Here is a 19,101-nt window from a genome sequence, read left to right on the forward strand (position 1 = left end):
CCGCTGCCCCTACCAGGTCCTGGGCCTGGTGCTGCCGACCGCCGACTTCTGGGAGCTGCTGCAGGCCGACCCCGCCGCATTGACGCAACAACTGTCAACCCAACAGGATGGCGGATGAGACAGTGCCTTCGTTTCGGCGACAGGGGCGTTCCGCTGGCCGTGAGGTGGACCGTTCAGAAGGGGACGGAAGGAAACGTTGCTCAAGCACAACAGAGCACAGATCAGAGAGCACAGGGTTGGGCTTGGGAACAACAGATCAGAGAAGACGGGGTTAGCCTTGGGCGGAACGGATCAGAGGAGAGGGGGTTGGGCTTGGGCGGAACGGATCAGGGAACAAATCAGAGAACGGATCAGGGAACAAATCAGCGAACGGATCAGGGAACAAATCAGAGAGCAGAGGGAGAGCTGTCCGGGCGAACGTTCTGGTTGGACGGCCGAGTCGGTCAACGCCGTCGTTCAGCGCGAGGCCCAGGAAGCGACGCCGTTCTCCAGCGCGAGGCCCGGGAAGCGATGCCGTCGTCCAGGGAGAGGCCCTGGGAGCGACGCCGTTCTCCAGCGCGAGGCCCGGGAAGGAGGCCCTCCCTTCGCTCGGAGCGGAGGGGGGGATGTGCTCCTCGGGGGTCGGGATCGAGGAGGCTGGGGCGTCTTCGGGTCTTCGGGTCGAGTCGAATTGCCAAAGACGAGAGGCCGGGAGTCCTCCGAGAGATCGGCTCGGGATCGAGACGGACGGGGGACGGCCGGGCGGAGGTCGGCCCTTTTGATCAGATCATCGGGAAATCGGGGGAGGGCAGGCAGGAATCCCGAGTCGGGACGAAGGGGAGGGGGAACGCCACTCGGGCTTCGAGGGGGTGCGGGGAGGAGGGGGCGCGTCTCCCCCGGCGTCGAGGAGCGTGCCGGGGCTGGGCTCCTGGAGATCGTCACCCTAGCCCCTCGGGACCGAGAGCGCCCGGCGGGGATCAAGGGAGCCCGGTGCCGGTCGGGTCGGTGAGGACGACCCAGCGCCCCGACTGGGGAGGGCCCTCCCCGGTCGATGACGCAAGGTCGGCGGCGCCGAGGAGGTCCTCGAGCCGGGCGAGGACATCGGCCAGGTTTCGGATTGGAAGGCCCCGAGCGGCGAGGTCGTCGACCGGGAGCCGGAGGTCCGGGCGGTTCCGCTTGCGGACGACAACGCCGTCGATGCTGCGGAACTGGCCGGACCAGTCGTGGCCGTCGAAGAAGTCGACGCGGACGGGGGGGCAGTCGCGGACCTGGAGGGTGAAGCCGCAGTCCTCCAGGGTCAGGTCCTCGTGCGCCCAGGAATCGACGACGGTGACGCCGGGCAGGTCGGCCAGCCGACGGCCGAGGGCGTGGTACTCGGCGTCGGAGCGGGCAGGGGTGCTCATCACGAACAGAACGCCGACGAGGCAGAGGAACGCGAGGAGGGGGACGCTGGCGAGGCCCAGCGCGACGGCAACGGGCGTCGCGGCGCCCGAGCGTCGAAGCAGGATGAACAGGAGCACTCCCGCCATCGGGAAGATCAGGAGCGGTTGGGCGCCGACGAGGGCGGCCAGGACGATCAGCCCCATGAGCCGGCCCACGGTGAACCGGGGGAGCCGGGGAGGGGCCGGGGTCGTCTCGGTCATCTCGGGGCCTCGGGGAGGGGAGTCGAGGTTCAGAAGCGGGCGAAACGGTCGGAGAGGGCCTTGTACTGCGGCTCGATCGGCCGGTTGGGGTCGGGCCAGATGGTGAGGAAGCCGTCGTAGTTGATTTCCTCGAGGGAGCCGAGGTATTCCTCCCAGTCGAGAACGCCGGGGGCGAAGCCGAAGCCTCGGGGGTTGGGCCGGGCCGGGCCCTCGTCGAGGGAGGAGGAGGTGGCGTCTCGGGCGTAGGCGTGGGCGACGAGGGGGCCGAGGGCCCGGGCGGCCTCGATCGGGTCGTGCCCGAAGCGGAGCAGGGCTCCCGGATCGAGACTGGCGGCGAGGCCGGGCTGGTCGAGGGCGTCGAGGAAGGCGCGGAGGTCGGCGCCCGGCTCGGCGCCGGTTTCGATGGCGAGGCGGACGCCGCGATGGTCGGCTCGGCGGGACAGCTCGGTCAGGGCAAGGGAGAAGATGTCGCGTCGGGCGGAGTCGGACTCGGGGGGGACGGCACCGACCCGGGCGAGGACGAGCCGGGCCCCCAGGTCGAAGGCGAGGGTGAAGGCGGAGGAAGCCTTGGCGAGGCGGTCGTCGAGCTGGTCGTCGGTGTCGAAGGGGCGTCGGGTCGGGAGGTGGAGGGCGATCAGGGAAAGTTCGGCGGAGCGGAGGGTATGGCGGAGGTCCCGGCGGCCCGTCTCGGAGAGTCGAGCGGGGTTGAGGTCGCCGGAGGCGTCGAGCACGACCCCTCGGGTGCCGAGGCGGGCCGCCTCTCGGAGCTGGTCCTTGAGGGAGCGGTCGGGGTCGGGCAGGAGTCGGAGGCCGAGAGGGGAGCGGATCATGGAAGGCAACCCGGTTCGGTCGGAATTGGCGCCGGGGGGGCGGCTCTGGTCTGATGGGTTGAATTGTATCGGACGGGGCCCCGGCTGCGAATCGCCCCTGGGGCTGGGGAGGGCCGGCCTCCTCGGGAACCCAGTCTGGCGGATCAATCGATCGATCGACTCGGAAACGGTCCACCGATCTCCCCTTCCCACGGTTGCAGGAGTCCGGGAGACCCGGGGAGGCCGGTCCCGCGTCCCTCCGGCTCCGGAAGCCCCCCGACGGGGTCAACCCTCCCCCGGACCCCGCCAGCAGCGACGCTCTCTCGATCGCATCGAGTCCGGCCCGCCCTCCCCTTTCCCACCGACGACGACGACCGCCCGACGGAGCCCCGACGTGCCCCGGACCCGAACGCTCCCGATCGCCCCTCCCCTGCGGCTGCCGATCGATCTGCCGGCCGACCGGCTGAGGATGCGGGTCGGGCAGATGGAGGGGGCGGCGCTGCTCGACGGCGGGACGGGGCTGGGGGAGGCGGGGCGGTGGAGCATCCTGGCGGCCCGGCCCTGGCGGACGATCGAGGCCTCCGATCGGAGGGAGGCGTCCCTCACCTTCCCGGGGGCGACCCCCTCGATCAGCCCGATGGAGGGCCTCTGCCCGGGCCTGGGGGCGGAGCTGGCCGCGATGGCGGCCTCCCGGCCGAGGGAGATGGTCGAGGAGGATGGGAGGGTTCCCCCGTTCCTGGGAGGGGTGATCGGCTTCTTCGGCTACGACCTGGCCCCCCGGTTGGAACGGCTGCCGAGGAAGGCCCCCCGGGACAGCCGGCTGCCGGACCTGAGGCTGTCCTGGTATGACACCTTCGTGGCCATCGACCACCGATCGGCCGAGGCGACCCTCTGGGCGGTCGATCTCCGTCGGCAGGGGCCGGAGGCCCTGGAGGAGAGGGCCAGGAGCTGGCGACGGGAGCTGGAATCACCCCCGGTTCGGCTGCCTCGGTCCCGGATCACCGCCGGGCCGTCGAGCAACGTCGAGCCCAGCGCCTACCGGAAGGCGATCCGGAGGACGATCGAATACATTCACGCCGGGGATATCTTCCAGGCGAACATCTCCCAGCGCTTCGAGGCGATCGGGGAGCCCGAGCCGCTCGACCTGTACCTGAGGCTCCGGCGCCGGAGCCCGGCTCCCTACGCGGCGTATCTGGCCCTGGAGGACGGCCGGGCGGTGGTCAGCTCCAGCCCGGAGCTGTTCGTGGAGGTGATCGGCGACCGGGTCGAGACGAGGCCGATCAAGGGGACGAGGCCGAGGGGGGCGACCTCGGAGGAGGACGAGGCGATGCTCGCCGCGCTGATCGCCAGCGAGAAGGACCGGGCGGAACTGGCGATGATCGTCGACCTGGAGCGGAACGACCTGGGGAGGTTCTGCTCGTATGGGACCGTCCGGGTGACCGAGCCGAGCCGGATCGAGCGGTTCCAGACGGTGTATCACCAGGTGGCCACGGTCGAGGGCCGCTTGCCCCGGCCGGCGACCCCGGCGACCGTGCCGATGGAGCTGATCCCGAGGATGTTCCCCGGGGGGTCGATCACCGGGGCGCCGAAGATCCGGGCGATGGAGATCATCGACGAGCTGGAGCCGAACCGGAGAAGCCTGTACACCGGATCGATCGGATACCTCAGCGCCTGTGGGCGATCGGCGTTCAACATCGCGATCCGGACGATGCTGGTCGAGGGAAACCGAGTGACCTATCAGGTCGGAGGCGGCATCGTGGCCGACAGCGACCCGCAGCTCGAATTCGAGGAAACGCTGCACAAGGGCCGGGCGATGCGGGAGGTGCTGGAGGGATCGGCATGATCTGGGTGCTCGGGGAGATCGTGCCCGACGAGGCCCTTTCGGTCAGTGTGCTCGACCGGACGTTCGAGCACGGGCTCGGCCTGTTCGAGACGCTGAGGACCTGGGACGGCCGGCCGACGCTGCTGGATCGGCACCTGGCCCGGTTGACGAGGTCGGCCCGGGAGCTGGAGATCCCGATCGATCCGGGAGCGCTGCCGGACGAGGCCGCGGTGCTCGCACTGCGGGACGAGGAGGGGATCGACGGGGATTGCGCCCTTCGGATCACCCTCTCCGGCGGGTACGACGACGGGAGGCCGGGAACGCTCTGGATGAGGGCCCGGCCCCTCCCCCCGCCGATCTCCCGGCCAGGGGCGAGGGTCTGCTCGGGCTGGTCCCCGGGCGAGGACGAGCTTCTGATGCGCTCGAAGGCGTTGAACTACTGGTCGCGACGGCTCGCCTTCGAGCGGGCGAGGCGGCTCGGGTACGATGAGGCCCTGAGCCGGGACGAGTCGGGGGCGATCTTCGAGGGGAGCCGGACGAACGTGTTCCTCGTCTCGGCGAACCGCCTGATCACGCCGGCAGCGCGCTCGGAATCGGGGAGGCCTCGGCCGATCCTGGCGGGGATCATGCGGGAGGTTGTCGTCGAGCGGGCGGTGGCGTTGGGGATCGCCGTTGAAGCTCCGCCGATCGTCGCGATCGAGGACCTCCGGCGGGCCGACGAGTGCTTTCTGACGAACGCCGTGCGGGGGATCATTCCGGTGGCCGAGGTGGACGCCTCCGGGGAGGAGCCCTGCCGGCCGATCCGGTTCGAGCCGCCGGGCCCCCTGACCCGGCTCCTGATGGACGACCTGGACTGCTGGCTCCGATCGGAGGACGCCCGATGACGACCGTGGCCGAGATCGCCTCGTGGCTGGAGGAGTTCGCCCCGACCCGGCTGGCGGAAGGTTGGGACAACGTCGGCCTGCTGCTGGGGGATCCGGCGGCGACCGTTGAGCGGGTGATGACGTGCCTGACGGTCACTCCCCGGAGCGCGGGGGAGGCGATCGGGGCGGGGGTGGGCTTGATCGTGAGCCATCACCCGGTCTGGTTCAAACCCGTGCAGCGGCTGAGGGCGGACGGGGAGGATGGCGTCTTGTGGTCGCTGGCGAGGGCGGGGATCGGGATCTACAGCCCGCACACGGCCTTCGACAACACGAGGGGAGGGATCAACGACGTCCTCTGCGAGCTGCTCGGGCTGGAGGAGGTGGGGCCGCTGAAGCCTCCGGGGACGAGCCAGGGGTGCAAGGTGGTGGTGTTCTCGCCGGAGTCGGATCGCGAGGCGGTGCTGGCGGCGGCGTTCGGGGAGGGGGCGGGCCGGATCGGCGATTACGAGGAGTGCTCCTACACGGTCGCGGGGTTTGGCACGTTCCTCGGGCTCGAGGGGACGAACCCGACGGTGGGGAGGCCGGGCCGTCGGGAGTCGGCGCCGGAGCATCGGATCGAGTTCGTCTGTCCGAGGGAACGGCTCCCGGGCGTGCTGGCAGCGGTCCGGCGGGCGCACTCGTATGAGGAGCCGGCGATCGACGTGTATCCGACGATCGTCGCGGGCCAGGGGCCGGGAGTGGGGCGCGTCGGCCGGCTGCCGTCGCGGACCTCGCTGGGAGCGCTGGCCCGCTCGCTTCGGGAACGCCTGCCGGCGCCGGGCCTCCAGTTCGTCGGGGAGCCGGAGCGGGAGGTCGAGCGGGTGGCGGTGGCCTGCGGGGGGGCCGACGAGTTCGTCCGAGATGCGGCGCAGGCGGGGGCGGACGTGTTCCTGACGGGAGAGGCGCGGTTCCACCGCGCCCTGGAGGCGGAAGCGCTGGGGATGGGGATGATCGTCGCCGGACACCACGCGACGGAGCGGCCGGCGGTGGAGATGCTGGCCGATCGGCTGGGAAGAGCCTTCCCGGGGCTGTTGGTCTGGGCGAGCCGGGAGGAGACGGACCCGCTGCGGGGGATCTGAGTTCGCCGCCGCGCGACGCCCTGGAGAACAGCCGATCCCCGGCGACGCGCTGGCACCGGGGATCGATCGGGGGTGGCGGCGGGGGCCGGTCGCGTTGGGAGGGGAGAGGGAGGCGGAAGCGGCCGGCCGGAAGCTGAGGCTGAGGATCAGGACTCGGCGACCTCGGCGGAGTGGGCCTTGCCGTTGCCGTTGCCGTTCCCGTTGCCGTTGCCGTTGCCGTTGGCCTCGGCCTTCTCCTTGCGGGGGGTGGCGGGGACCTCCAGCGTTTGCTGGTGCTCCCAGGAGCCGGCCCAGACCTGGCCGATCCACTTCTGGAGGGAGATGGACTGGACCGTGGGGCGGTCCTCGTCGCGGATCACTTCACCCCAGGCGCCGACATAGGCGGCGCGGACCTGTGAGGAACTCTCGCCGACGCAAAGCAGCCGTTCTCCTCCGGAGCTGAGCTGGGCGATCGCACGCCAGTCCTGGGTCCCCGATGTCTGCGAAACTGCCATCGTACTTCAGTTCCCCGCCCGGCCCGTCCCGGACGGCGGGAGGGGGGGCCGGGGCGATCCGAGGGGACCGATCCGGAGGATCCTCCGCCGACGGAGACCGCCGGGGCTTGCACTCGTGCTCACTTGCGATTGGAAATCGGGCCGGGCCGGGCGTGCCGCCCCGCGGGGGGAGGGGCCCCGGTCCGATCGGGCCACCCCGAACGCAATCTAGGACGCCAGGTCCGGTGCGGCAACCCTGCGAGCCGACGGGCGGGAGGCGCCCGGTCGGATTACCGAGGACCGACAAATCGAGTGGAGCGATTTGGTTCGGTCGGCGGTGAGAGGCAGGGTAGACGCGCTCGGAGCGCGGGGCGACTTCGAGGGGAGGCGTTCGGAAGCGGCCGTCTGACGTTGATGATGCATTTTACCGACCTGGGGGGGGATCGGCGACAAAAAAACCGAAAACCGCGTCCCGAGGGCGGCGGGAGGACGGCTTAGCCGTTCGGGCGGAGGAGGACCTTGCCGGGGCGTCCGGGCTGCTCGGCGAGGCGGACCGCCTCGGCCAGCGCGTCGAGCCCGAAGCTGGGGCCGACGGTGGTGCGGAGGACTCCCTGCCGGATCAGGCGGCCGACCTGGAGGAACAGGGGGAGGGCGGCGGCCTTGCTGCGGCTTCTCATGAAGTGGCCGAGCCAGAAGCCTCGGAGGACGCGGCGGCCGGAGATCATCAGCCGGGTGTTGACCCGGATGGGCTCTCCGGAGAGTGAGCCGTAGGCCAGCAGCGTGCCCGAGGGGCCCAGCGCCTCGAAGACGCCGGTGCCGATGTCGCCGCCGACCGGGTCGAGGGCGAAGCGGACGCCGTCGGAGCCGGAGATCCGGCGGACCTGCTCGGGGATCGGGCCGTCGGCGGTGAGGACCACGGCGTCGGCCCCCAGGGCGCGCAGCTCCTCGGCGGCCTCGGGGCGGCGGACGACGTTGATCGTCCGGAAGCCGTCGTGCTGGCCGAGGCGAATGATCATCTTGCCCAGCTCGGAGTTGGCGGCCGATTGGAGCAGCCACTCCCCCTTCGGCACGGCCAGCTCGTGGCGGACCATCGCCAGCACGGTGGCCGGGTTGACGAAGAACGAGGCGACCTGCTCGTCCGGGATCGGGCCGGGGACGGGGATCGCCTGGACGGCGGGGATGACCGCGAACTGGGCCCAGTTGCCCCCCTCGCCATTGAGCACGGCCACCCGGCGCCCGACGAGTGCCTTGCCGTAGAGCCCCGGCCCGGCCTTCTCGACCACGCCGACCCCCTCGAATCCGGGGGAGGCCGGCAGCGAGGGGATGATCGAGTACCTGCCCCGGGTGTAGAGCAGGTCGGAGGGGTTGATCGGGCTGGCGATCATCCGGACGAGGACCTGGTTGGGGCCGGGCTCGGGGGTGGGGACCTCACGGACCTGGAGGACCTCGGCGGGCTCGCCGAAGCGATCGAAAACGGCGGCGTGCATGGGGGCTCCTCGGGAGGAGGCGGTCGATGGTCGTCGGGTCGGGTCAGGTCGGAAGGGAGACCAGGATGGCGGATTCCCGCGGCCGGATACCAGAGGAAAGTCGGTGGGAGGCAGGGCCGGAGGGCTGGAGGAACCGGGGGCTACGGGCTCAGAGGGGGACCAGGCGGGTGCGGGAGAGGCGATCGTGGAGCATCCGCCCGGGGAAGACGAGCTCGTGGGCCATGTCGGCGAGGGCCCAGAGGCCCGGCAGGGTCCAGAGCCCCCAGACGGCCCACGGGGGAGAGTCCCAGGAGGCGGACGAGGAGAGGAAGGAGGCCAGCAGGCCCAGCAGCAAGGGAGGAGTCCAGGCGGCCAGCTCCCGCAGGGCGCAGCGGGCCCGGCCGGGGGGGAGGCCGTCGTCCCGGACGAGGTCGGCGCCGATCAGGCCGGTGATCCATCGCCACCGGGTTAAGGAGGCCACCGCCATCGAGCCGCCGAGGAAGAAGAAGACGATCAGGATGGCCTCGAACTGGTCCTGGTGGAGCCAGCCGGGGGCGGAATGCAAGGAAGGTTCCCCGATGGCGTCGAGGATCGTGACGGCCAGGGCGGCGGCTGCGAGGCGCAGGGGGATGGAGCCGAGGTAGGTCCAGAGCCGGTTGCCTCGAGGGACGAAGCCCAGCTCGTCGGGCTCTCCGGCCATCGAGCGGAGGGCGTCTCGGACCTCGGAGAGGAGGTCGAAGGGAGGGGGGGAGCCGGTGAGGCGGTCGAGGACGATCCGGGCGTGGCGGGGGACGGGGGCCCGGATCGGGGAGGAGCCGTCGGAAAGGCGGCGGCGGCCTCCTTCGAGGGCGAGCGCGGCGACCCGGGCGATCAGGTCGAGGGCGCGGCGGTCGGGACTGACCGGGCTGGGGCCGGGAGGGGCTCCGGCCAGGGGATCGACGAGCTGGACGCGGCCGTCGGGCTCGACCCAGACCTGCTCCGGCCCGAGGACGTCGGGCAGGGTGCCGTCGTTGATCGCGGCGGCCAGCTCCTCGGCCAGCTCGGCGAGCATGGGGCGGACCTCTCCCCAGGGGAGGCCGTCGGGGCCGGCGACGTCGACCACCGGGGCGCCGGAGGGGGCGGTATAGGCGTCCCAGCGGCCCTCGGGGAGGTCGCCGCCGGAGATCCAGCGCGATCGGGTGGGGCGGTTCAGGTCGCGCCGGGGGGGAGCGGGCTGGGGGCCTCCGGGGGGGCCGAGCACGACCCAGACCTCCCGGCCGAGGCCGGAGTCCTCGGCGGTCAGCACGCGGCGGTCGGCCTCCCAGCGGACGGCCCCCCGGATCCGGTAGGGGCCGATCCGGCTGAGCACGCCGGCGGGGCGTCGGACGACGCTGCTGTCCCGGGCCGACCGGCGGCGGGTGGCGGGCTCTCGGCGCCGGGAGGCGCGCGGGAGGCGAACGGTGCGGGTTCGGCTGAGGAACTCGTGCAGGCCTCGGTAGCCGTTGCGCCGTCGCATCGGGGCGATCACGGCGGCCAGGCCCAGGATCGGCAAGCCGAGGCGGGCGACGGCGACGGCGGCCGACTCCAGCCCCCAGCGGGGGATCCGGTCCCCCCACGAGGCCTCCCTGACCGTGGTGGAGAGGGACCACGGCAGGGCGACGATGGCGTAGAGGGCCAGCGCTCGGAGGGTCGCCCGGATGATCCCGGGCTCGGCCCGGCGGTCGGCCCGGAAGACCCGGATGCGGAAGAGACGCTTGCCGAGGGCGGCCCCCCAGAGCCCCTCGATGGGCCCGAAGTAGGCGACCCAGGAAACCACGTCGGCGACCATCATCCCCCAGAGCTCGCCGAAGAGGGGGCGGAAGGCCAGCAGGTGGAGGACGGCCCAAAGGGCGGCGATCACCGCGGCGTCGACGAGGAAGGCGCCCAGCCGGCCGGCGGGCCCGGCGTCGGGAATCGGGTGCGGAGCGAACGGCAGCAGGGCGTCCCGCAGCTCGTCGAGCGTCCGCCAGCGGCGATCCCGGTCGCGCTCCAGGCCTCGGAGGACGGCGGACTCCAGGCCGGCCGGGATGTCGGGCCGGCGCTCCCGGAGGGGACGGGGGGCCTCGGAGACGATCCGGGCCAACGCCGCCGCGGCGTCGTTCGCCTCGAAGGGGGGGCAGCCGGCCAGCAGGAAGTAGAGCGTCGCGGAGACGGAGTAGATATCGGTCCTCACGTCGACCGGCTCCCCCTTGATCTGCTCGGGGGAGGCGTACAGGGGAGTGCCGATGAACGATCCGGTGCGGGTGAGCCGGGCGTCGGTGGCGAGCGACTTGGAGAGGCCGAAGTCGCCGATCTTGACCCGGCCGTCGCGCTCGAGGAAGCAGTTGGACGGCTTCACGTCGCGGTGAATCACGCCGACTCGGTGCGCCTCGGCCAGGCCCTCGATGACGTCCAGGACCCGGGCGACCGCTTCCTCGACCGGCAGCGGCCCGCCCTGCTCGACCAGGCCCTGGAGGGTCTGCCCGGTCATCAGCTCCATGACGATGTAGGGGCGGCCGCCCACCTCGTCGGCGGCCAGGACGAAGACGCAGCGCGGGTGGCTGATGGTGGCCGCCAGGCGGCCCTCCTGGCGGAAGCGCTCGATGGCGTCGGACCCGCTGCCGAGGCGGTCGGAGAGGATCTTCAGCGCGACCCGGCGGCCGTGCGCCTCGTCCTCGGCCTCGAAGACCGATCCCATGCCGCCATCGCCGATCCGACGGATCAGCCGGTAGCCGGCCAGGCGATCGGGCAGCTCGACGGCGACATCGGCGGCCGGATCGGCGGCCGTGTCCGGGCCGGAGTCGGCGGCGGGGGAGGGGGTGTAGTCGATCGTCGCCTCAAGGCCGGGGCCGTCGAGCGGCTGGCCACAATAGGCGCAAAAAAGCGGGCGAGCCCCGGAGAACTCCAGGCGCCGCCCGCATCGGCGGCAGGACACCGACGCCATCGCCTCGATCGCCTCCCCACTGCGCGCCCCCCACCCGACGGCCGGCCGACCGCCGGAGGGCCGATCGGGGGGAAGGAGCTCGAGCCGTTCGCAAGGATTGTACCGGAACCAGGCGCCGGGCGAGGCGCCGGGGGGTGTTCAGCCCGAGGGGGCCGGGCTATCCTGAGACGATCGGCCCCGCCCCTCGGCCGGCAGGGAGGGGCGGGGCCGGCCCGTCCGCCCCCCCGGAGTCCGCTCCCCATGTCCCTCTCCACGATCATCTGCGCCCGATGCACGGGGGAGAACCACACCTCGGCCCGCTTCTGCGCCAGCTGCGGGCTGCCGCTGGGCTCGGTCGAGCCGGATGCCGAGGCGGCCCAGGAGGCGTTGGGACCCTACGAGGTGCCCGACCCGGCCGACCCCGATACGTCTCGGGTGATTCGCGAGTTCGCCGAACGCTCCGGATTTCGGGCCCATCCGGCCGGACACGGCTACCGGCTGGACGTCCCGATGCCGTCGCAGCGGCACCAGGCGGTGTACGTCGGCTACGTCGGCACCGACCGGGAGGACCGGCCGATCATCTCCCTGGTGTCGGTGTGCGGGCCGGCGAACCAGCGGGACGGGACCTCGCTGCTGAAGCTCAACGCCGTGACCGTCGAGGGGCACTTCGCCATCAAGGTGCTGCGGGGTGAGGAATATTTCGTCGTCATCAGGAACCTCACGCCCGAGGCCGCCTTCGAGGCGGACGCCAGGGTGATCGTCCGCCGCATCGCCGAGCTGGCCGACGGGCTGGAGGACCGCCTCACCCGGGGCCGCGACCTGTTCTGACCCGAAGACGCGATCGGAGCGATAGATGGCGATGGTGCCGTCGTCGGTCAACCGATCGGGAGGGACTCCGTCCAGCGCCCGGAAGTACCCCTCGGGGCCCCAGGGACCGTGCTGGAGCGAGGCGGAGACGGCGACAAAGCGGGTCTCGGCCCGGAAGCGGGCGGGCAGCCCGGGGTGGTCGGCGGCGGCGTCGACGACGAAGCGGACCCCGACGACGCCGTAGTGGCCGGGGTCGGTATCGCCGAAGTAGTACGTCGTCAGGTCTCGGTAGGCCGGCTCGATGCGCTGCAACCGGGCCAGCGCCCGGGCCCCCTGACCCCAGTCGAGGTTGGAGTCGGCCAGCACGAAGCGGCCCCCGGCCGTGCCTCCGGCGAGGGCGTTGAAATACGAAAGCTCGTGCGGGTGGCACCGGGCCACCGTGACCGCCATCAGCAGCAGGCCGACGGCCGAGAGGGCTCGCGCTCCCCTCGGCCCCTCGGCCAGCCGGGAGACCCAGACGATGGCCGAAGGAGCCAGCGGCAGCAGGTAGCGCAGGCCGTAATTCCGCTTCGACCCCAGCGCGGTCAGCACCAGCATCGCCCCGATCGACATGGCGATGAGCACCTCTCCACTCGATGGCCGCCGCCATCCGGATCGGAGCCCCCGCACCCCCGCCGCCGCTCGGCCCCCGAACAGCAGCCAGACGCCCAGGGGCACCTTCACCGCGAGGGCGACCAGGTAGTAATACCACCAGCCGGTCGAGCGACGCTGCCCGAGCAGGTAGCTCATCCCTCCGGATCGCTGGTGGATCATCTGGATCGCCAGCGCCACCCAGTCTTGCGGCCAGCGACGCTCGGCCAAGCGGACCAGCCAGCCGTCGACCCCCGGGCCGAAGCGGCCGGAGAGGCTGGGATGCTCCGAGCCGACCCGGGCGGAGGGGGTCATGGTGGCGAAGCCGGTGACGAGCAGGTCGGTCGCCAGCAGCACGACCACGAAGGCCAGCATTCCGGAGCAGACCCGCAGCAGGAGCCGGATCGGCCGGCAATCTCCCCGGAGCCTCCGATCGACGAGCCAGCCCAGAGCCAGGATCGGAGGCAGGAGGATCGTGGTGAACTTGCAGGAGAAGGCCACTCCCGCCGCCGCCGAGGAGGCCAGGAAGGCCCTCCGGTCTCCCGATTCCAGGAACCGGGAGAAGAGGGCGACCGAGGCGGTCCAGAAGACCAGCAGGGGCAGCTCCATGGTGATCAGCCCGCCGTGCGCCAGCAGGTTTGGGCTGAGGGCGAAGAGCAGGGCCGCCATCGCCGCCGCGCTCGGGCCGTAAAGGGATCGCGCCCAGCAGGCGGTCAACACCAGGCCGGCTCCCCAGAGCCAGAGGGCCCCGATCCGAGCCATGGGCAAGAGGAGCGCCTGGTGGGCGATCGGGTCGTCGATCCAGCCGGATCGCCCGGTGCGGTCGACGAACCAGAGGGCCGGCGCCTGCTGGAGCTTCAGGAACGTCAGCGGCGATCCCATCCGGCCGATCGTCTCCAGGTCCCCGGTCCGCCACCACTGGGCGGCCAGGCGGAGGTAGGCGACCTCATCGTAGGAGGCCGAGCTCTTCCCGGCGCCGTCGATGAGCAGCACGAGACCGATCGCGGCCGAGGCCAGGAGGGCGAGGGGCCAGATTCGGCGAGGGGGGATGATCATGGGGGCGGCGTCCGTGCCGGGTGGCGGTCGGTCGATGGAGGACGGCTGGCCGTCGAGGGATCGCGGCGGACGGTCGATGCGGGGTGGAAGGGGAACCGGAGTCGGGGAGGGCTCGAGGGCCGAGGGAGGGGGACTCGAGGAGGATCAGCCCTCGGTTCTCTCGACGCCGGCCTCGGCCTTCGGTGATCTGGTAGCCAGCATCGGGCGTCCGAGGTCGGGGGGCCTGGGCATCGGGGCCTCCATCAGGGGACAAAGAGGCGGCTGGTTCGATCGAGCGTCGCCAGCTCCTCGAGGCCCGGGGCGAGCGTGGACTCTCCCCGGACGGAGCGGAGGAAGTGCTCGACGAGGCGATCGGTGGGGGGATCGGGGGGGAACGACTCGGCCGAGGGGAGCCCGCCGGGGTTGAGCGACCAGCGGAGCGTCCCCGGGGGGGTGATCCAGGCCCGGCCCTTGGCCGTGCGGACCGAGAGCCGATGGAGGGGACGGGGGCGATTGGGCGGGACCAGGCGGATGGAGAGCCGGGCGGAGCCCCCCTCCGGGAAGTCGAGGAGGAGCACCCGGAGGTTGTCGGAGGAGTCGGCACCGGGACGCAGGAGCCGGGACGAGGCCGGGTCGCTGCCGAAGAGGGTGCGGCACCAGTCCACCAGCGCGATGGCCAGGTCGGCCGGGAGGGGAAGGGCGGGGGCCGGATCGTCGTCGGAGGAGGAACGCTCGACCGCGGGGGCGGTCATGCGGGCGGAAACGCGGAGCGGGGGACCGAGGGTCGTGGCCAGCAGCTCCCGGAGTCGGATCGTCTCGGGAGCGAAGCGGTGGTGCAACTCGAGGACGACCGGCGGGGCGTCTCGGAGCCGGTCCGTCGGCAGAGCGGCCAGCTCGTCGAGGGCCGCCCTCGGACGGCCCCCGCAGAAGACGGCCTTGCCCCGGGCCAGCGCGGCCGCGATCGGCCAGGGGCCGTACCAGGGCTCGTCGAGCAGGAAGACGGCCTCGACGTCGTCCCGATCGAGCAACACGGTGATCCCCTCCGCGGCGGCGCACGGGAGACGGTCCGCCTCCAGCTCGGCGCGGTGGACGACCGGGTCGTAGACGACCACCACTCGGGCCGGACCCCCAGGGCGGACCAGCAACGGCCGATAGCGCTCGAGCCAGGGTCGACCCAGCCCGATGACCCCCACCCGGACCTCGGTTCCCGACCGCTCTCGGCTCAATCCCGACACCTCCCGGCCTCGCGTTGCTGGCGACGGCCGATTATGCCCGCCGGGGCCGACTTCGCCTAGGCGGACTCGGCCGGAGGAAATTCAACAGTTGTTGGAAAAACCGCGTTCGAGGAGAGGAAAGGCGATTGCCGGGCGTGCCGGATTGCTTTAGGATCGAAGGTGCTCCGAAGAGCGATCGGCGCGCGAACGCAGGCGAACCGCCGCCCGTAGAAGGAATCGTCGAGAGGGACGGGCCGGACGGCCCGAGGCCGCCGATCGCCGAGGCCCGGAGCGTCACTCCTCCTGATCGGACCCCCGCCCTCCCGCCTTCCCTCGGCCGGATCCCCCTCCGGCCGGCCCTCGTGCGTCCTCCCCGCCCGGCCAGCCACCGAGAGCCAGGTGACCAGATCATGGCAACCGTCTCCAAGAAGCCGTCGTCCCCGCCGCCGAAGTCCTCGAAGGGACGCAAGGGGGAATCGGATCGCGGTGGCGAGGGCCGCCTGCTGCGCGGCATCAATGGGATCTACCGCTTCCTGGCGTCGCTGAAGCTGGCGATTGTGAGCATCTCGCTGCTGGCGATCGTGATCTTTGTCGGGATGCTCTACGAGCGGAAATTCGGCAACGCCGCGCTTCAGAAATATTTTTACCAGACGAGCTGGTTCGGTCTGCTGCTGGCGATGCTGGGGATCAATATCCTCTGCGCCGCGACGATTCGGTTCCCGTGGAAGAAGCGGCAGACGGGCTTCGTGGTGACGCACGCGGGGCTGCTGGTGCTGTTGGTGGGTTCCTGGATCAGCTTCCAGACGGGGGACGAGGGGCAGGTCGCGATGGTTGAGGGGGAAACCTCGTCCACGCTCGTCCGGTCGACCGACTACACGATCCGGGTGCAAGCGACCGACCCCCGAGCCAGGGAGGATCTGGAGGCGTTGCTCCGGGAGATCTTCATGGAGGTCGGCCAGGGGCATGAGCACGGCGCCGAGGCCGAGGGGGGGGACGCCCAGGACGCCGCGCTGCATGCCTTGCAGGACCGGATTGTGGCCGTGCTCCAGTCGCGGAACCCCGGCCCGTCCGAGCTCCGCTCCCTGGCGGCCGAGCCGGCGCTGCCGGCCCGGTATCGGGGAGAGCTGGAGGAGCTGGCGAGCCGCATGACCGGAGAGACGTACACGTTTCCGTTCTTCCCCGGGCCGAGGCAATGGCCCCGGGACCGGGTCGAGGTGCTGACGAGGCAGGACGACCCGTTCGAGCTGTCGGTCACGGCGTTCTTGCCCTCGGCGATCGGCAAGCGGATCGCCGAGCCGGTGCCCGGCGGGGTGCCGATGATGAAGGTGTCGATGGAGCTGACGCCCCCGAACATGATCAGCCCGATGGATCCGCTCCAGGACCGGTTCGTCATCGACGAGAACCGCTGGATCACCGCGGGGGACCTGTTCAAACGGAAGGTGACCGCGCTCGGCCCGGTCCGGCTGGTCTTCCAGTACATCGACGACTCCCGATCCAAGGAGATGCCGGCCCGGGAGGCGGTGAACGACTTCCTCGAGGTGCCGGATCGGGGAGCGGTCGAGTCGGCCCGCCTGCACTACGAGGATGACTCGGGCCGGACCCGCACCGCCACCTACTTCCCAAGCACCGAGACGTGGGTGATGCCCGACGGCTCGAAGGTTGAGGGGAAGACGGCGACGCTGACCGGCAGCACGCTGACGGCGACCTACAACCTGTCCGGCGCCCTGAACGACCCGGGGATCTTCGACCGGCTGCGGTCGGCCCGGTTCGACGTCAGCGCCGGGGGGCAGGGGCCGTCTCGGCCGATCACGCTCGGCAGCTTCCTGCTGGCGATTGTCGAGAACACCAAGGACGAGCAGATGCCGCTGGCCGAGTTCTCCGTCAAGCGCGGGGACGGGCCGGAGGTGGTCCACTGGGCCGTGCCGATCCCCGGCGCCGCGATGCCTCCCATGAGCTTCTCCCCGACCGACCAGCCGAACGTGTACGAGCCGACGGAGGGGCTGGTGCGCGTTTCGTACTACAAGCCGCTGGAGTTCTCCGAGGACATGCAGGGGCTGAAGGGGTCGATCGAGGTGCTGGCCGTCGGCGATCACCAGTTGTACTACCGGACGATCAACGCCGAGGGGATCCAGAACGCCGGCGAGCTGGACCTGGGCGAGAAGGCCGTCGCCTTCGGAGGAGCGAACCGGGCGATGCAGGCCTCCTTCACGGTGGACGACTACCTCGAGTCGGCCGTGCCCCGGTTCACCTACGTGTATCGGGAGCTTCCCGTCGGCCAAGCCGGCCAGGGGACCCCGGCGGCCCGGGTGAAGCTGTCCCGCCGGGGGCAGAGCGAGGAGCGGTGGGTGCTGCTCTCGACCACCTCGACGCTGAAGCCCAATCCCGGGGCGGTCGAGACGTTCGCCTTCCCGAGGGAGTCGTACAACGTCTCCTTCGACGTCGACCGGAAGGAGCTGCCGTTCTCGCTCCGGCTGGTCGACTTCCGGAGGCGATTCGACCCGGGCACCCGGCAGCCGAGCCATTATGAAAGCGACGTGCTGCTTTATGACCAGGAGCGGGGGATCGAGGGGGAGAAGGTCACGATCTCGATGAACGAGCCGCTGTCGCACCGCGGCTACACGTTCTACCAGTCGAGCTTCACCCCGCCGACCGACTCCAGCGGCGAGTTCGTCTCGCTGTTCCAGGTGCGGTACGACCCGACCTGGCAGATCATCTACATCGGGTGCCTGATGGTGGTCATCGGCACGTTCCTGCAATTCTACATGAGGGCCGGCATCTTCACCGACGGCGGCAAGCGGGAACGGGAGCGGGCCGGGCGACCTGAGGAGCCGACCCCGGAGGAACCCCTGCCGCCCCCCGGAGAGGACGACGACCTCTGAGCCGGGCCAACCGACCGACCGACCGGCGGGTGCCGACCCGGCCCGCGAGCGTCCCCCCCGGGTGCCTCCTCGAAGTCGAGGCGCCCGACCCACCCCTCGGCGACCGACCCGCCCTCCCCACGGACCGATTGAAAGGCGACCGGATCATGAGCACGCTCCGCAATCCCGCTCGGCTCCGGCTCGGCCTGGCCCTGGCCCTCGCGGCGCTGGCCGCCCCGGCCCGAGCCCAGGACGAATCCGGAACGACGCCCCCGGCCGGGCCGAACGAGGCCGCGTATGAGGCCCTCGGCCACCTTGTCCTGATGCATGAGGGCCGCCGCAAGCCGCTGGACACCGTCGCCCGCCAGGAGGTGAAGGCCATCACCGGCCGCCAGACGTTCGAGCCGGTCGGCCCGGACGGCAAGCCCGGCGCCAAGTGGGGCCCCGTCTCCGCTCTCTTTAGCTGGCAGCATGCTCCCGACTTCTGGGACGACCAGCGCTTCATCCTCGCCGAGTACATCCCCTTGCGCCGGGCGATTCTCTCGCGCCCGATCGCGTCGCTGCTCGGCCGCATCGCCGACGACGCCGAGACGAGCGATGCATTGAAGTCGAGGGTTCGGGAGATCCGCGACCGCCAGGCGGAGGGTCCTGAGGGGGTCGCCACCTCGGACGAGCTGAAAGCGATCGCCAAGGATCCCGGACTGCCCGACCGCTTGCAGGACGAGGTCGAGGCGATGGCCCATCGCATCGATGGCCACGAGAAGTTCCTCTCCCCTCGCGAGCTGGAGGAGGCCCGCCTGACGCTCAAGGGGAAGGAGGTCGACCTGCGGCAGTGGTACATGGACATCGCCATCCGGTCCCGACCCAACCTGACGACGGGAGTGCCGCCAAAGCAGACCCCCCTGGAGAAGAAGGTGGGCGAGGTGTTCAACCGCCTCAGCCGATATCAGGCGATCCGGGGGGATCACGGCATCGGGATGCTCGGGGCCGAGGTTTCGCTCGACCGGATGGTTCCGAGGCCGTCGAATGACACGTACGTCTCCTACCTGGCCGCGGCGAGGAAGAAGTACGACGCGTTCGTCGAGGAGAACAAGGAGCGGCTCAACCTCCCGCTGCTGGACCGCGTGAAGCGCGACATGCAGGACGTGAAACTCGTCGTGCTGGAGACTCCCAGCGGGCAGGAGTATCCGATCGACCAGTTCCTCGCCGTGCTGTCCGACGTGCCCGGGGCCGAGTTCAACCCGGTGGAGCGCGATGCGCTGGGCACCCTGGCCGAGTTCTACAGCGAGCTTCAGGCCGAGGACCGCAAGCCCCCCGGAACCGATGACGACACGGACGAGATGCTCCGGACCTGGCTGGCTTCCGATGCCGACTGGGCCTCGGTCGACCTGATTCTGGAGGCCGACCCCGAGGAGCTGGCGAAGGCCGGGTACGACTCCGGGCACGTCGCCGCCTTCCGCGAGG

At 71.3% G+C, this 19,101-nt stretch carries 11 protein-coding genes; 4 read left to right on the forward strand and 7 right to left on the reverse strand.

Going from position 1 to position 19,101, the window contains the following annotated elements:
* Nucleotides 1-956: 956 nt before the first annotated feature.
* Both TsocGM_RS19205 and TsocGM_RS19210 read right to left on the reverse strand, forming a co-directional pair.
* Nucleotides 957-1,622 (reverse strand): hypothetical protein, encoded by a 666-nt coding sequence (locus TsocGM_RS19205; RefSeq protein ID WP_126727085.1) that lies wholly within the window; start codon nt 1,620-1,622, stop codon nt 957-959.
* Between the two features lie 29 nt (nt 1,623-1,651).
* The gene (locus tag TsocGM_RS19210) at nt 1,652-2,452 is read right to left on the reverse strand and encodes a sugar phosphate isomerase/epimerase family protein (protein ID WP_126727086.1); all 801 of its coding nucleotides are present in this window, start codon (nt 2,450-2,452) and stop codon (nt 1,652-1,654) included.
* Nucleotides 2,453-2,825: 373 nt separating this feature from the next.
* Between TsocGM_RS19210 and pabB the strand changes: the two genes are divergently transcribed.
* Genes pabB through TsocGM_RS19225 form a run of 3 tightly spaced genes read left to right on the forward strand, consistent with a single transcriptional unit; the run spans nt 2,826 to nt 6,234 of the window.
* Entirely contained in the window at nt 2,826-4,274 is a 1,449-nt protein-coding gene (gene pabB / locus TsocGM_RS19215; protein ID WP_233579036.1) for an aminodeoxychorismate synthase component I, read from the forward strand.
* Nucleotides 4,271-5,137: an aminotransferase class IV gene (locus TsocGM_RS19220; RefSeq protein WP_126727087.1), complete on the forward strand. Its 867-nt coding sequence runs from the start codon at nt 4,271-4,273 to the stop codon at nt 5,135-5,137. Before pabB ends, TsocGM_RS19220 begins: the two co-directional genes overlap by 4 nt.
* Nucleotides 5,134-6,234 (forward strand): Nif3-like dinuclear metal center hexameric protein, encoded by a 1,101-nt coding sequence (locus TsocGM_RS19225; RefSeq protein ID WP_126727088.1) that lies wholly within the window; start codon nt 5,134-5,136, stop codon nt 6,232-6,234. The genes TsocGM_RS19220 and TsocGM_RS19225 overlap by 4 nt, the downstream gene beginning before the upstream one ends.
* Nucleotides 6,235-6,380: 146 nt before the next feature.
* On the opposite strand, the gene TsocGM_RS19230 is transcribed toward TsocGM_RS19225, so the two are convergent.
* From TsocGM_RS19230 to TsocGM_RS19250, 5 genes are all read right to left on the reverse strand, one after another.
* A complete protein-coding gene (locus tag TsocGM_RS19230) occupies nt 6,381-6,728 on the reverse strand; it encodes a hypothetical protein (RefSeq protein WP_233579037.1) in 348 nt (115 codons plus the stop codon).
* A 473-nt stretch (nt 6,729-7,201) separates the two neighbouring features.
* Nucleotides 7,202-8,194: a zinc-dependent alcohol dehydrogenase family protein gene (locus TsocGM_RS19235; RefSeq protein ID WP_126727089.1), complete on the reverse strand. Its 993-nt coding sequence runs from the start codon at nt 8,192-8,194 to the stop codon at nt 7,202-7,204.
* Between the two features lie 148 nt (nt 8,195-8,342).
* Nucleotides 8,343-11,105, reverse strand: coding sequence for a protein kinase domain-containing protein (locus TsocGM_RS19240; RefSeq protein WP_158633636.1), 2,763 nt, complete (start codon nt 11,103-11,105; stop codon nt 8,343-8,345).
* 147 nt (nt 11,106-11,252) lie between these two features.
* The gene (locus TsocGM_RS19245) at nt 11,253-13,586 is read right to left on the reverse strand and encodes an ArnT family glycosyltransferase (RefSeq protein ID WP_126727091.1); all 2,334 of its coding nucleotides are present in this window, start codon (nt 13,584-13,586) and stop codon (nt 11,253-11,255) included.
* 242 nt (nt 13,587-13,828) lie between these two features.
* Nucleotides 13,829-14,800, reverse strand: a complete 972-nt coding sequence (locus TsocGM_RS19250; protein WP_126727092.1) for a Gfo/Idh/MocA family oxidoreductase — start codon at nt 14,798-14,800, stop codon at nt 13,829-13,831.
* Between the two features lie 389 nt (nt 14,801-15,189).
* Here TsocGM_RS19250 and TsocGM_RS19255 point away from each other — a divergent pair, with 389 nt between their 5' ends.
* Nucleotides 15,190-17,658, forward strand: a complete 2,469-nt coding sequence (locus TsocGM_RS19255) for a cytochrome c biogenesis protein ResB (RefSeq protein WP_126727093.1) — start codon at nt 15,190-15,192, stop codon at nt 17,656-17,658.
* Nucleotides 17,659-19,101 lie beyond the last annotated feature (1,443 nt).

The organism is Tautonia sociabilis (genome assembly GCF_003977685.1).
GTDB classification, from domain to species: Bacteria; Planctomycetota; Planctomycetia; order Isosphaerales; family Isosphaeraceae; genus Tautonia; species Tautonia sociabilis.